Source organism: Exiguobacterium sp. SL-10, from assembly GCF_004337025.1.
Lineage (GTDB): Bacteria > Bacillota > Bacilli > Exiguobacteriales > Exiguobacteriaceae > Exiguobacterium.
On record NZ_SJUP01000001.1, the window covers coordinates 178,803 to 192,789 of the forward strand.

The 13,987-nt window shown below is 53.5% G+C and carries 13 protein-coding genes; all 13 read left to right on the forward strand.

Annotation, left to right across the window (positions count from 1 at the left end):
* Nucleotides 1–31 precede the first annotated feature (31 nt).
* Nucleotides 32–2,239 (forward strand): SF1B family DNA helicase RecD2, encoded by a 2,208-nt coding sequence (gene recD2, locus EVJ33_RS00890; protein WP_131433619.1) that lies wholly within the window; start codon nt 32–34, stop codon nt 2,237–2,239.
* A gap of 310 nt (nt 2,240–2,549) precedes the next feature.
* Complete coding sequence (gene alaS, locus EVJ33_RS00895) at nt 2,550–5,189, forward strand: alanine--tRNA ligase (protein ID WP_131433621.1); 2,640 nt, start codon at nt 2,550–2,552, stop codon at nt 5,187–5,189.
* Between the two features lie 37 nt (nt 5,190–5,226).
* Nucleotides 5,227–5,493 (forward strand): IreB family regulatory phosphoprotein, encoded by a 267-nt coding sequence (locus EVJ33_RS00900; protein ID WP_029595797.1) that lies wholly within the window; start codon nt 5,227–5,229, stop codon nt 5,491–5,493.
* A gap of 1 nt (nt 5,494) precedes the next feature.
* A complete protein-coding gene (ruvX, locus tag EVJ33_RS00905) occupies nt 5,495–5,917 on the forward strand; it encodes a Holliday junction resolvase RuvX (protein ID WP_034776916.1) in 423 nt (140 codons plus the stop codon).
* A gap of 12 nt (nt 5,918–5,929) precedes the next feature.
* On the forward strand, nt 5,930–6,229 hold the full coding sequence (locus EVJ33_RS00910) for a DUF1292 domain-containing protein (protein ID WP_021066932.1): 300 nt from the start codon (nt 5,930–5,932) through the stop codon (nt 6,227–6,229).
* A gap of 71 nt (nt 6,230–6,300) precedes the next feature.
* Nucleotides 6,301–7,443, forward strand: a complete 1,143-nt coding sequence (gene mltG, locus EVJ33_RS00915; RefSeq protein WP_131433623.1) for an endolytic transglycosylase MltG — start codon at nt 6,301–6,303, stop codon at nt 7,441–7,443.
* Nucleotides 7,444–7,509: 66 nt separating this feature from the next.
* Nucleotides 7,510–8,151, forward strand: coding sequence for an O-methyltransferase (locus EVJ33_RS00920; RefSeq protein ID WP_201739645.1), 642 nt, complete (start codon nt 7,510–7,512; stop codon nt 8,149–8,151).
* 16 nt (nt 8,152–8,167) lie between these two features.
* Nucleotides 8,168–8,803 (forward strand): uridine kinase, encoded by a 636-nt coding sequence (gene udk, locus EVJ33_RS00925; RefSeq protein WP_131434282.1) that lies wholly within the window; start codon nt 8,168–8,170, stop codon nt 8,801–8,803.
* A gap of 66 nt (nt 8,804–8,869) precedes the next feature.
* Nucleotides 8,870–9,343: a transcription elongation factor GreA gene (gene greA / locus EVJ33_RS00930; protein WP_029595793.1), complete on the forward strand. Its 474-nt coding sequence runs from the start codon at nt 8,870–8,872 to the stop codon at nt 9,341–9,343.
* A gap of 55 nt (nt 9,344–9,398) precedes the next feature.
* Nucleotides 9,399–10,103 carry a 5'-methylthioadenosine/S-adenosylhomocysteine nucleosidase gene (gene mtnN / locus EVJ33_RS00935; protein ID WP_131433627.1) on the forward strand — a complete coding sequence of 235 codons (705 nt, stop codon included), beginning with the start codon at nt 9,399–9,401 and terminating at the stop codon, nt 10,101–10,103.
* A 75-nt stretch (nt 10,104–10,178) separates the two neighbouring features.
* Complete coding sequence (locus EVJ33_RS00940; RefSeq protein ID WP_131433629.1) at nt 10,179–11,138, forward strand: beta-ketoacyl-ACP synthase III; 960 nt, start codon at nt 10,179–10,181, stop codon at nt 11,136–11,138.
* The gene (fabF, locus tag EVJ33_RS00945; RefSeq protein ID WP_131433631.1) at nt 11,135–12,367 is read left to right on the forward strand and encodes a beta-ketoacyl-ACP synthase II; all 1,233 of its coding nucleotides are present in this window, start codon (nt 11,135–11,137) and stop codon (nt 12,365–12,367) included. Before EVJ33_RS00940 ends, fabF begins: the two co-directional genes overlap by 4 nt.
* Before the next feature lie 66 nt (nt 12,368–12,433).
* Nucleotides 12,434–13,966 (forward strand): peptide ABC transporter substrate-binding protein, encoded by a 1,533-nt coding sequence (locus EVJ33_RS00950; RefSeq protein ID WP_131433633.1) that lies wholly within the window; start codon nt 12,434–12,436, stop codon nt 13,964–13,966.
* Nucleotides 13,967–13,987: the final 21 nt, after the last annotated feature.

The following is a 13,987-nucleotide window of genomic DNA, read 5'->3' on the forward strand; positions in this document are numbered from 1 at the left end:
GATGGAAAACTAGCTGGAGGTGGCTCGAATGATGGCAGCACCTTACGAGTTGACAGGAAAAGTCATCCGCGTCCTGTTTCAATCGGAAGAAGAAGCGCACACGATCGCGCTCGTACGTATAAAAGAAAAGAATTTTGAGACAGACGAGACCGAGATGGTCATCGCTGGCGTCGGTGTCGGCATCGAGAAAGGCGAGACGTATAAGGCGCACGGTCGACTCGTCGATCATCCCCGGTTCGGAAAACAAATGAAGGCCGAATGGATTCGCCGCGTCGTCCCGATGACGAAGCGCGCGGCCGTCCGCTTTTTGACGAACGGTTCGTTCCCTGGAATCGGACAAAAGACGGCCCAGAAGATTGCCGACGCACTTGGAGATGACTGTATCGACCAAATCGTCAAACATCCGAGCCTTCTGTCGAACGTCGACGGGTTGAAAGAGAAACAGGCCCGCGTCATCACCGAACGGTTAAACGTCTTGTATGGGGTCGACCAATTGCTATTGTTTTTGGCGCCGTTCGACGTGACGCCGCGTCTCGCCTCGAAGATTCATAAAGAATACGAAGGGCGGGCGATGGAGACGATTGAGAAAAATCCATACGCCCTCATGTATGACGTGCAAGGCATCGGCTTCAAGACGGCCGACGCCATCGCCGCCCACTTTGGCATCCAAGGGATTCATCCAGAACGGATCGCAGCGGCCGTGTTATACGTGCTCGAGCTCGAGCAAGGGAACGGCCACTTGTTCGTCACGGCCGACCAACTCGCGAACGAGATGCCGCGCATCATCGGCGGCGATCCGGGCGAGGCACTCGTCTCGGCACTCGAGACGCTCGCGACCGATGAACGTGTCATCGTCGAGGACGGGGTCGTCTATCATCCGCGTGTGTACCGGGCCGAACAAAAAGCGGCAGAGGAACTCGCGCGCATCATGTCGACCTCGACGACAGAAGACGTCGATATGACGACGATTTTTGATGCGGTCGGACGCGTCGAAGAGATGTTCTCGATCGAGTATGCGAAACAACAACGGGAAGCGATCGAGCTTGCCTTGAAGTCCCCGCTTATGGTGCTGACAGGTGGACCCGGGACCGGCAAGACGACCGTCGTCCGTGGCATCATCCACGCACTCAGCGACGTATTTGATTGGAAGCTCGAACCGGTCCAGAACCAACCGTTCCCGTTCGTGCTCGCCGCACCGACCGGCCGGGCCGCGAAACGGCTCAGTGAGTCGACGGGCTTGCCGGCCTCGACGATTCACCGGTTGCTCAAATTTGACGGTAGCTCGTTCCAAGTCGATGACACGAATCCGCTCGTCGGAAAAGTGCTCATCGTCGACGAGGCGTCGATGATCGATATCTTCTTGTTCCGCAGTCTGCTCCGGGCCGTGCCGAACGGGATGAAAATCCTCTTCGTCGGGGACCGGGATCAACTGCCTTCGGTTGGACCGGGCCAAGTGCTCGCCGATTTGATGGCGACCGACGGCATCCCCGTCGTCCGTCTTGACGTCGTTCATCGACAGGCGTCCGAGTCGAGTATTCTGCGTCTGGCGCATGCACTTAACGCAAAACAGATGCCGGACGATTTACTGGCGGCGCTTCCGGACCGCCGCTTCTATACGGCCAACCAAGAGACGGCACTTCAGGCGATCTGTCAAATGGCCGGGGCCGCGCTGCGAAAAGGTTATTCACCGTTCGACATTCAAGTGCTCGCCCCGACGTACCGTGGGGTATGCGGCATCGACGGATTGAACGAGGCGCTCCAAAATGTGTTCAATCCGAAATCGGCGGCCCGGGAAGTGAAACATGGCAACCGGACGTATCGGAACGGGGACAAGGTGCTGCAGCTCGTCAATAACGCCGAGGAGAACGTCTATAATGGCGATATCGGTGAAATCACGAACATCTTTTACGCGAAAGAGAACGTCGACAAGGTCGATAAAATCTATATCCGCTTCGATCAGACCGAGGTCGAGTATAATCGGAGCGAATGGGACCAGTTCACGCATGCCTATGCCATCACCATCCATAAGTCGCAAGGGTCCGAGTTCCCGATCGTGCTCATGCCCGTCTTCTTCAACGGCGGCTTCCGCTCGTCGCGCAACTTGATTTATACGGCCGTCACACGGGCGAAGAAGAGTTTGCTCTTGTTCGGGGACGTGCGCGCGCTCGAGGCGGCGACACGGGAAGAGGAACCGGTGCGCCGGACGAAACTCGTCGAACGGCTAGGCGGCAAGTCTTGACGTCTTCCGATTGACGTGTGATAATGACCAATAGAAAACTGAAACGATTAAAGACGATGAAGGAAATGAGTACGTCGTAACCGCCTCACCAGAGACATCTTCCTAGGCTGTGAGAAGATGGGGGTCCGGTCGACCGAAGCTAGTCTGGAGTCCCCACTCACACTGGGCGCCTCATCCGCGTTATCGGATGTTCGAGGCACGGCTTTGCCGTGCGAACGAGGGTGGTACCACGAAGCGATGCTTTCGTCCCTTTCCACAGGGATGAGCATCGCTTTTTTTCGTTTCGTTTAAACTGAAGGAGGAATTGTTGATGAAACCGCTCAAACCATTAACTGGCGCACAGATTCGCCAAATGTATTTAGATTTCTTCAAATCGAAAGGACACAGTGTCGAGCCGAGTGCCTCGCTCGTACCGGTCGAGGACCCGACGCTTCTTTGGATTAACTCAGGCGTCGCGACGCTTAAAAAATATTTTGACGGCCGTGTCATTCCAGCCAACCCGCGCATCGTCAACGCGCAGAAGTCGATTCGGACGAACGATATCGAGAACGTCGGAAAGACGGCGCGTCACCATACGTTCTTCGAGATGCTCGGGAACTTCTCGGTCGGTGACTACTTCCGCGAAGACGCGATCAAATGGGGCTGGGAACTCCTCACGAGCGACGAGTGGTACGGGCTCGATCCGGACCGCTTGTCGGTGACGATCCACCCGGAAGATGAAGAAGCGAAACAACTTTGGCTCGCACTCGGCGTGCCGGCTGACCGCATCATCCCGCTCGAAGACAACTTCTGGGAAATCGGCGAAGGCCCGTCTGGCCCGAACACGGAAATCTTCTTTGATTGTGGCCCTGCATACGGCGACGACCCGACCGACCCGGAACTGTACCCGGGTGGCGAGAACGAGCGTTACCTTGAGGTTTGGAACATCGTCTTCAGCCAGTTCAACCATGACGGGCACGGCAACTATACCGAGCTCCCACGGAAAAACATTGATACAGGGATGGGTCTCGAGCGGATGGCTAAAGTCATGCAAGACGTGCCGACGAACTTCGACACGGACTTGTTCATGCCGATTATTCGTGAAACGGAAAAAATCAGCGGTGAAACGTATCGCACCGACAGCAGCAAAGACGTGGCGTTCAAAGTCATCGCCGACCATATCCGCACCGTCTCGTTCGCGATCGGTGACGGGGCACTCCCATCGAACGAAGGACGCGGCTACGTCCTTCGTCGTCTGCTCCGCCGTGCCGTTCGTTATGCGAAGATGTTAGGCATCGAGCGTCCGTTCATGTATGAGCTCGTCGACGTCGTCGGCGACATCATGATTGACTTCTATCCAGAAGTCCGTGAGAAAAAAGACTTCATCAAAAAAGTCGTCAAAAACGAAGAAGAACGTTTCCACGAGACGCTTCATGACGGTCTTGCCATCTTGAACGAAGTCGCGAAAGCACAAAAAGCAGCCGGTTCGAACGTCATTAGCGGAGAAGATGCGTTCCGTCTTTACGATACGTACGGGTTCCCGCTCGAGTTGACGATTGAGTATGCGGAAGACCATAACCTCTCAGTCGACGAGGACGGCTTCAAACAAGCGATGAACGCTCAGCGTGAACGTGCCCGGACAGCCCGCGCCGACGTCGAGTCGATGCAAATCCAGTCAGGCGTACTTGCAGACATCACGCTCGCGTCATCATTCGTCGGGTATACGAACCTCGGTACGGAAGCAAAAATCATCAGCTTGATTCACGACGGTGAGCTCGTCGACGTCGTCGCAGCCGGCGAAGAGGCGCAAGTCATCCTCGACCAGACGCCATTCTATGCAGAGAGCGGCGGACAAATCGGTGACAAAGGTCAAATTGTCGGGTCGGACTTCGTCCTTCACGTAAAAGACGTCTCAAAAGCACCGAACGGCCAAAACTTGCATACGGTCACGGTCACATCGGGTGTCGCCAAGGCAGAAGTCGCGGTGACGGCGACGGTCGACTTCGACTCACGTCAAGCGATCATTAAAAACCACACAGCGACGCACTTGTTGCATCGCGCGTTGAAAGACACGCTCGGAGAGCACGTCAACCAAGCGGGTTCACTCGTGACACCAGATCGTCTTCGCTTCGACTTCTCGCACTTCGGTCAAGTGACGGCTGAAGAGCTTCAGTCAATCGAGCGTCAAGTGAACGAACGCATCTGGGCGTCGATTGCTGTCGATATCGAAGAGATGAACATCGCCGATGCGAAAGCGAAAGGTGCGATGGCACTCTTCGGTGAGAAGTACGGGGACGTCGTCCGTGTCGTCGCGGCCGGTGACTCGGTCGAACTTTGCGGTGGCTGTCACGTCGGCAACACGGCTGAAATCGGTCTCTTCAAAATCTTGTCGGAGTCAGGAATCGGAGCCGGTACACGTCGCATCGAGGCGGTTACGGGCGCAGGGGCTTACGAAGTGATGAACCAGCACATCGAGACGCTCGAGACGGCAGCAAAACTGCTCAAGACGAAACCGCTCGAAGTGCCGACGCGTGTCCAAGCGCTTCAAACTGAAATGAAAGAACTCGAACGCGCGAGCGAGTCGCTCAAAGCGAAGCTTGCGAACATCGAAGCGTCGTCACTCACAGACGCCATCGAGACGTTCGGGGATGTTCAAGTGATCGCCAAACGCGTCGACGGACAAGACATGGACGCCCTCCGTGGCATGGTCGACGAGTTGAAAGGCAAACTCGGTTCAGCTGTCATCTTGCTCGGCTCGGCGAACGGCGACAAGGTCAACCTCGTCGCAGGGGTAACGAAAGACTTGAACGACCGTGGCTTCCATGCCGGGAAATTGATTAAAGAAGTAGCGACACGTTGTGGCGGAGGCGGCGGTGGCCGTCCTGACATGGCGCAAGCCGGTGGCCGTGATGCGACAAAACTGGATGAAGCATTGAAGTTTGCTTCACATTACGTTCAATCACTGGCATAATAGAGTGTGAAGTGCAAACGGAAAGAGGTGGATTCTTGTGAGCCAAATGGATCGCACGATGCAATTCAATTTTCCAGAAGATGATAATCGAGCCAACACTCGGGAGACGCTGATCACGGTGTATCAAGCACTCGAGGAGAAAGGCTACCAACCGATCAATCAAATCGTCGGATACTTGTTGTCAGGTGACCCTGCCTACATCCCGCGTCATAACGATGCGCGAAACTTAATTCGCAAAATCGAACGAGATGAACTGCTCGAAGAGCTGGTCAAATCGTATTTGAACGATCGTAGAGAGGATTAATATGAAGCGAGTCATGGGGCTCGATGTCGGTTCGAAGACGATTGGGGTCGCCGTGAGCGACCTCATGGGATGGACGGCGCAAGGTGTGGAGACGGTCTACTGGACCGAGCCGGACTTTGAGGAAGCTGTCCGTCTGCTTCAACCGATTATTGAGCAGTACGATGTGAAAGAAGTCGTTGTCGGTCTCCCGAAGAACATGAACGCGACAATCGGACCTCGGGGCGAGGCGTCACAGGCGTTTGCCGCGGCCCTCACCGAGGCGACCGGTTTGCCGACGGTTCTCGTCGACGAGCGCCTGACGACGATGCAAGCGGAGCGGATGCTCATTTCAGCAGACGTCAGCCGAAAAAAGAGAAAGGCCGTCATCGATAAGATGGCAGCCGTCATGATTTTACAAAACTACCTGGATCGCGCAGGAAAATAAGGAGGAATTACTATGGCAGAACTTAGCCGTAACGAAGAAGAAATGTACCGAATTCCAGATGAAAATGGAGACGAGCATTTATTCGCAGAAATTTTCCGGATGACGAGTGACCGCACGAACAAGACGTTTGTCGTTCTTGAGCCGGTCGGTAACCCAGAGACGGAAGACGAAGACACAATCGAAGTATACGCGTTCGAAATCGAAGAACTTGAAGATGAAGAGTTCGTCTTGAAGATCGTCGAAGACGACGCTGACTTCGAGGAAGTCATGGAAGCGTTCGATATCGTCAATGACGAAGTTGGATTAGACTAATACGTGGACGGGCGGCTAGGGGAAACCCTCGTCGCCCATCTTCATAACAGAAGAACAGGGGAGAAATGCGCATGAACCATCCATCGATGTTTGATGAGAAGCGTGCACGTAACCGGATCGTTCGGCGAATTACGGTCATCATCCTTGCTGTCTTTCTTCTAGTGATCGCCACAGGTGCCGCGGTATCGTATGCGTTCGTGAAACGATCGCTTGAACCCGTTGACCCGTCTTCGAGCGAAACGGTCGAGGTCGAGGTTCCGCTCGGTGCAGGTTCTGGTTATATTGGCGAACTACTCGAAGAGAATGGCCTCGTGAGGAATAGCACGATTTTCCGTTTTTACACACGGTTTAAAAATGAATCATCGTTCCAAGCGGGGACGTATACGTTGTCTCCGTCACAATCACTTGACGAGTTGATCGCCACGTTGAAAACGGGGAAAGTCATCGTCGTCCCGGATATCAAATTGGTGATCCCGGAAGGCTTTACGATCGACCAAGTCATCGCGCGTCTCGCCAAACAGGCTGATATTCCGAAAGAAGAAATCTCGGACCAACTGAGCGACGAGGAGTATATCCGCTCGCTCGTCAATGAGCATGAGATGTTGACGGACGAAGTGCTTGCCGACGGGATTTATCACCCGCTCGAAGGGTATTTGTTCCCGGCAACGTATGAGTTCGACAAAGGTGTGACGCTCACTCAGATTATCGATGAGATGCTCAAGCCGACCGAACAACTCTATCTCGAGTACGGGGATGCGGTCAAAGCGTCGGGACGCACGTTCCATGAGACGCTCTCGCTCGCCTCGGTCGTCGAGAAAGAGGCGGTCTCGACGGAAGACCGTCAAGAGATCGCGGGTGTGTTTGAAAATCGTCTGGCCGATGGCATGAAGTTGCAGTCCGACCCGACCGTCTGGTATGGTACCGGGGAGACATCGATTTTCACATCGTTCAACGACCTTGAAAACGACTCGCTCTATAACACGTACCGCTACGAGGGCATCCCGATCGGACCGATCGCTTCGGTCAGTCGTGACGCGCTCGTCGCCACACTCAATCCGAACGATACGGATAACGTTTATTTCTACGCCCGACCACCGCGGGAAGGATTCCCGAACGGGGAAGTCTTGTTCGAAGTGGAGTACGAGGCGCACCAACAGAACGTTAACAAGTATCGTTCAGAATGGGAAGCGTTCGAAGAAGCAAACAACAATTGACGGATATGCGACCGGAAGCCTTGGCTTCCGGTCGTTTGAATGATTAGAGAGGTTGAGGTGTACGACGTGGAACATTCATCCTATGAAGGTTACGTGGAGAACTTGGTCACGCCCCGGTCGCCGCTATTGGCGGAGATGGAGGCGTTCGCCCGAGAACATCACGTGCCGATCATGGACTTGACCGGATCAGAAGTGTTGCTGTCGCTTCTCGCGATGCAACGTCCGAAACGTATTCTTGAGGTCGGTACGGCAATCGGATACAGTGCGATTCGAATGGCTGAACTGTTGCCGGACGCGGAAATCGTCACGATCGAACGAAACGCACGACGTCACGAAGAGGCACTCGGCTTTATCGGACGCTCGAACGTATCGGACCGGATCACTGTCATTCATGGTGATGCGGTTGAATTGATTGGGACGATTGAAGGAGAATTCGATGCGGTCTTTATCGACGCGGCCAAAGGTCAGTATCAAAAATTCTTTGATGGGTATGGCGCTTTAGTACCAATTGGTGGTACGATTTACAGCGATAATTTATTTTTACGAGGGGACGTCCTGCTCGAGGATGTGTCAGTGCTTGACCGTCGACGCCGCCGGCTCGTTCGTCTCGTAAAAGAGTTTACTGAGCAATTGATGGCACGGACCGATTATCATACTGCAATTTTGCCCCTTGGTGATGGCCTAGCAATCAGTCGTAAATTACGATGAGGAGGATTTAACTTTGATGCAACATAAACCCGTCATTATCGGCGTGGCCGGGGGGACCGGATCAGGAAAGACGACCGTGGCCCGCGCGCTCGTGGATGCGTTCAAAGGACAATCGGTCGTCATGATCGAGCAAGACGCGTATTATAAAGACCAGTCAGAGATGACGATGGAAGAACGATATAAGACGAACTATGACCATCCGTTCGCATTCGACAACGATCTATTGATCGAGCATATCAAACAGTTACAAGAGCATCAGGCCATCGAGAAACCAGTGTATGACTATGCGGCGCATACGCGCTCGGACAAGACGATTTTGATCGAGCCGGTCGACGTCGTCATCGTCGAAGGCATTTTGGCGCTCGAGGACGACCGTCTTCGGGATTTGATGGATATTAAAGTGTTCGTTGACACGGATGCGGACGTCCGGATTTTGCGCCGGATGCAACGTGATCTCAATGAGCGGGGCCGCTCGATCGACTCGGTCGTCGCCCAATATACGAACGTCGTCCGGCCGATGCATCTTCAATTTTGTGAGCCGACGAAACGCTATGCGGACATCATCGTGCCTGAAGGCGGAGAGAACTTTGTCGCCATCGATTTGCTCGTGACGAAGATTCGCTGGGTGCTCACAGAACGCAACCGGGCGTAAGGGAAATAAACGTTTTCAATTTAACCTGGCTGTAATATACTAGGAGACAATGAAGGAGTGACAGAAATGGCTGAAAAACAACATTACATGACGTTAGACGGAAAAGCGAAAATCGAAAATGAATTGAACGAACTGAAGACGGTGCGCCGTAAAGAAGTCGTTGAGAATATTAAGATTGCCCGCGATTTCGGAGACTTGTCTGAGAACGCTGAATATGATGCAGCGAAAGAAGAGCAAGCAATGGTCGAAGGACGCATCGCTCAATTGGAAGAGATGCTTCGCAACGCCGTCATCATCCAAGATGACGTGGCCGACAACTCGATGGTCGCTATCGGAAAAACGGTAACGTTCTTCATCCAAGAAGATAACGAAGATGAGACGTACACAATCGTTGGTGGCGCCGAGGCAGATCCGTTCACAGGGAAAATCTCGAACGAATCACCGATTGCTAAAGCACTTCTCGGCCGTACGGTCGGGGACGTGGTCAACGTTCAAACGCCAGGCGGCGACATGGTCGTCGAAATTAAAGAAATCAAGTAACACAAATGAGCGACATCCATCTGGAGGTCGCTCTCTTTCTGAGGAGGCATATACAATGAAAATCGGAATCATCGGCGCGATGGAAGAAGAAGTGAACTTGCTCCGCAACGAATTGACGGAGCGGACTGACACAGAGATTGCCAATTATCACTTCTATGAAGGATACCTCGGCAACGTCGAAGTCGTCATTTTGAAATCAGGCATCGGTAAAGTGAACGCTGCCATCGGGACGACGCTCTTGATCGACAAGTTTAAACCGGACGTCGTCATCAACACCGGTTCAGCCGGTGGCTTCAAAAAAGGAATGAAAGTCGGCGACGTCGTCGTATCGACCGAAGTTCGACACCACGACGTCGACGTGACGGTATTCGGCTACGAGTACGGTCAAGTTCCAGGGATGCCGGCGGCTTATCAGGCTGACGCGCACTTGATGGACGTCTGTAAAGAAGTCATTGAGAGCCTTCATGATGTGAACGTCCATACCGGTCTCATCGTGACGGGCGACTCATTTATCAACGACTCGAAGCGAGTGGCCGACATTCTCGGACATTTTGATGGCGTTGCCGCCGTTGAGATGGAAGCTGCACCGATCGCGCAAACATGTTATCAATTTGGGGTACCGTTCGTCGTGACCCGTTCGATCTCGGACAGTGCCGATGAAGAAGCGAACTTATCGTTCGACGAATTTTTGGAGACGGCATCGATCAACTCGGCGAAAATGGTCATGGCCGTCACGAAACGACTCGGTCAAAGTGAATAATCGAGAGGGATGCGTTGACATCCCTTTTTTATTCCCTTATATTAGTACCAGATACTAAGAATAGGGGTCATCAATATGAACATTGGAATCATTGGCATCGGTTCGTTCCTTCCGGACAACCGGGTCACGAACATCGATTTGGAAAAACGAATGGATACAAGCGACGAATGGATTCGGACCCGGACCGGAATCGAGGCGCGCCATTTGGCCGACGCTGACTTGAGTGTTGCCGATATGGCGACGCAGGCTGCTGAGCGAGCGCTTCAAAGCGCAGGGGTGTCGATTGAAGAAATTGACGCGATCATCTGCGCGACGGCGACGGCGCCATCGTTCCCGGCGACAGCGTGTCTCGTCCAAGCCAACCTCGGCGCCAAGCAAGCGGTCGCCTTCGACGTCAGCGCCGCGTGTAGCGGCTTCATCTTCGCGATGGATACGGCGAAGAGCATGATGCTCGCGAAAGGGTTGAAGCGCACACTTGTCATCGGAGCTGAGAAGATGGGCAACTTGATCGATTGGGACGACCGTTCGACCGCTGTTCTATTCGGTGACGGGGCAGGCGCCGTCGTGCTCGGCGAAGACGACGTCGCCGCCATCGAGTCGGTCGTACTCGGAAGTGACGGAACCGGCGGAAAGTTCTTATATGAGAACGAAGAAGGTAAGATTGTCATGAACGGTCGGGAAGTGTTCAAATTCGCGGTCCGTAAGATGCCTGATATCGTGCTAGAAGCGCTACAAGGGGCCGGGAAGACGATTGAGGACCTCGATGTGCTCGTGCCGCACCAGGCGAATCGACGCATCATCGACGCAGCGATTGAACGGTTAGGCATTGACGAAGAGAAAGTTGTCGTCACAATCCAAGACCATGCGAACACGTCAGCCGCTTCAATCCCGCTCGCTTTGGCTGAAGCGATCAAGCAAGGGAAAATTTCAAACGGGCAAACGATTGTCGTCGCCGGTTTCGGTGCCGGGCTCACATGGGGAGCGAGTTGTCTAACATGGAATAACGCTAACATCACGGAGGAGATTAACGCATGAAACGAGTAGTCATCACAGGATTAGGAGTCGTTTCCCCACTCGGGAACGACGTTACGGCAATGTGGGAGCGACTGTTGAACGGGGAAAATGCAGTCGATACGTTAACAAAGATTGATATTAGCCAGTATCCGGCGAAAGTCGGGGCGGAAGTCAAAGAGTGGAACATCGATCACTTGGTCGAGCCAAAGGAAGCACGCAAGATGGATTCGTTCATCCAATACTCGATTTTAGCTGCTGACGCCGCACATCGGGATAGCGGTCTAGATGTGAAAGCGATCGCGGACGATGTCGGGATTTGGATCGGAAGCGGAATCGGTGGTGTCGAGACCATCGACAAACAAGCGAGCATCTTGCATGAACGGGGACCACGCCGCATCAGCCCATTCTTCATCCCGATGATGATTCCGAACATGGCGAGCGGTCAAGTCTCGATTTACCTTGGGGCGAAAGGGCCGAGCAACTGCTCGGTCACAGCTTGTGCATCTGGAACGAACTCAATCGGGGAAGCGTTCAAAGTCATTCAACGCGGTGACGCGCTTGCCATGTTCGCGGGTGGGGCCGAAGCGCCGATCACACCGCTCTCGTTCTCAGGATTTTGTGCCAACAAGGCGCTATCGACGAATCCGGATCCGAACACGGCATGCCGCCCGTTCGATGCGAACCGTGACGGTTTCATCATGGGTGAAGGTGCTGGCGTGCTCGTCCTCGAGGAATATGAGCATGCGAAAGCGCGAGGAGCCAAAATGTATGCGGAAGTCGTCGGGTACGGCATGAGCTCGGACGCTTACCATATCACGGCACCGTCACCAGAAGCGGAAGGCGGTTCGAAAGCGATGAACGAGGCACTTCGGGACGCGGGGATTCGTCCGGAAGACGTCCAGTACATCAACGCACACGGGACGAGCACACCACTCAACGATATGCTCGAGACGAAAGCCATCCACAATGTCTTCGGGGACCATGCGCATAACTTGGCCGTCAACTCTTCGAAATCGATGATCGGGCACTTGCTCGGTGCAGCCGGCGGAGTCGAGGCCGTCATCACGGCGCTATCGATTCACGAGGGGCGGATTCATCCGACAATCAACTGTGAGACACCGGCAGACGATTGTGATTTAGACTATGTCCGTGACGGAAATCGGGAACTTGATATCCAGTACGCACTGAGCAACTCGCTTGGCTTCGGGGGCCACAACGCGACGCTCGCCTTCGCGAAAGTGAACGACTAATAGTAGAAAAAAGTGATAAAAACGGGTAGGGTATAAGGGTTGGTCTAACAGAGAGGAGAATGCTAGATGAAACGATTTTTCATCGGTGCCGCCTTGTTGGGTTCAGTCCTTATCCTTTTTTTCGTTATTTGGTACGGACAACGAGAGCAGGCACGAGAATTACTACCACCAGAAGAACAGATCGTGACGATCCATGGGGAGACGTTGCCGGAGCAGCCGAACACGTTGCTCGCGATTGATCCGAGTTCACAAACCGTGTTGTCGCATATTTATGAAGGATTATATCGCTTTGGAGCAAACGGTGAGATTGAACCGGGACTCGTCGAGACGATGACACGTTCCGAGGACGGGGCGACGTACACATTTAATTTGAAAGCAAGTCAAACCGTGAACGGGAACGCGATCACGGCTGAAACGTTCGTCGATCATTTTCGGATGCTCGCCGATGACGATACGAATTCCCCGTTCAGTTTCCTCCTCGGTGACGTATTGAACGCGAAAGCGATCAGTCTCGGGACGAAAGAACCCGAGATGCTCGGTGTGAAAGCAATCGACGAACAGACGCTTGAACTCACGCTCGAGCGGCCGATGGAAGGGTTTGAGCAAATCTTGGCGATGCCAGCTTTTTTGCCTCAGACGATGATTGGGGAGTGGCGAAATCTCGATGTGAACGGACCGTTTCAAGTCGAATCAATCGACGCGGCCCAGACGACGTTAATAAAAAATGAAACATACTATGACGCGGATCGAGTCACGCTTGAGAAGGTTGTCATCTGGACGGATGAGGGGTTAAGTTCAGAGCCCGACGGTATTCATCCGATTCCTTATGGTACGGATGAAGGGACGCTGGAGTCACTCGAAGGCAAGCTCGTTGATATCCCGCGGAGCGGTGTCTTCTATTTAAAACCGAACGTCGACGAGTATCCGTTCGATGATGCCGATTTCCGGCGTGCGCTCGCGCTCGCCTTAGACCGTGAAGCAGTAGAAGAATCGCTCGCACGGGCCGAACGGACGACCGAACGCTTGCTCGTCACCGATCAAACGAAGATGGAAACGACGCTTGAAGGTGAAGCGGCGACACTATTCAAAGACGTGCTTGATCGGCTCGAGGAAGAGGAAATCGAGATTGAGTTGCTCAGTTTTGTTGATGAAGAGGCGAGACAGATTGCCCGGACGATTGAAACCGAACTCGAACAACTTCCCGGTCTTCAAGTGAACGTCGTCGAGTTACCGCTCGGAGACAAAGTTAGGAAAGAAGTCGCAGGCGACTATGCGCTGTCGCTTTCAGGATGGCAGCCAGATTATCCAACCTTCAGTGCATATTTGACCCAATTCGAGACAAATAACTATTTGAACTCGAGCGGGTACACCGACGAAACGTTTGACCGGCTGATGAATGAAGCTCGGTCGACAGAAGCACTTGCAGACCGGAATGAGACGTATCGACAAGCGGAAAAACGATTGTTGGAAGAAGCTGTCGTTATCCCAATCTATCAAGCTGGAAGATCTTACGCTGTCGATTCCAGATATGCGGAAATCGGGTTTCCGGTCATCGGTCCTTCGTACGTCCTAACTTTTTCTAAAGTTTTTGAAAAATGAGCTAAAAGCCCGTCTCCCTAG

Bases quoted from the DNA above. Each gene is read 5' to 3' on its own strand.
- mltG (WP_131433623.1), top strand. From the start codon at position 6,301: ATGAACCATCCATCGATGTTTGATGAGAAGCGTGCACGTAACCGGATC.
- EVJ33_RS00910 (WP_021066932.1), top strand. From the start codon at position 5,930: ATGGCAGAACTTAGCCGTAACGAAGAAGAAATGTACCGAATTCCAGAT.
- alaS (WP_131433621.1), top strand. From the start codon at position 2,550: ATGAAACCGCTCAAACCATTAACTGGCGCACAGATTCGCCAAATGTAT.
- fabF (WP_131433631.1), top strand. From the start codon at position 11,135: ATGAAACGAGTAGTCATCACAGGATTAGGAGTCGTTTCCCCACTCGGG.
- ruvX (WP_034776916.1), top strand. From the start codon at position 5,495: ATGAAGCGAGTCATGGGGCTCGATGTCGGTTCGAAGACGATTGGGGTC.
- EVJ33_RS00950 (WP_131433633.1), top strand. From the start codon at position 12,434: ATGAAACGATTTTTCATCGGTGCCGCCTTGTTGGGTTCAGTCCTTATC.
- EVJ33_RS00940 (WP_131433629.1), top strand. From the start codon at position 10,179: ATGAACATTGGAATCATTGGCATCGGTTCGTTCCTTCCGGACAACCGG.
- mtnN (WP_131433627.1), top strand. From the start codon at position 9,399: ATGAAAATCGGAATCATCGGCGCGATGGAAGAAGAAGTGAACTTGCTC.
- recD2 (WP_131433619.1), top strand. From the start codon at position 32: ATGGCAGCACCTTACGAGTTGACAGGAAAAGTCATCCGCGTCCTGTTT.
- greA (WP_029595793.1), top strand. From the start codon at position 8,870: ATGGCTGAAAAACAACATTACATGACGTTAGACGGAAAAGCGAAAATC.
- udk (WP_131434282.1), top strand. From the start codon at position 8,168: ATGCAACATAAACCCGTCATTATCGGCGTGGCCGGGGGGACCGGATCA.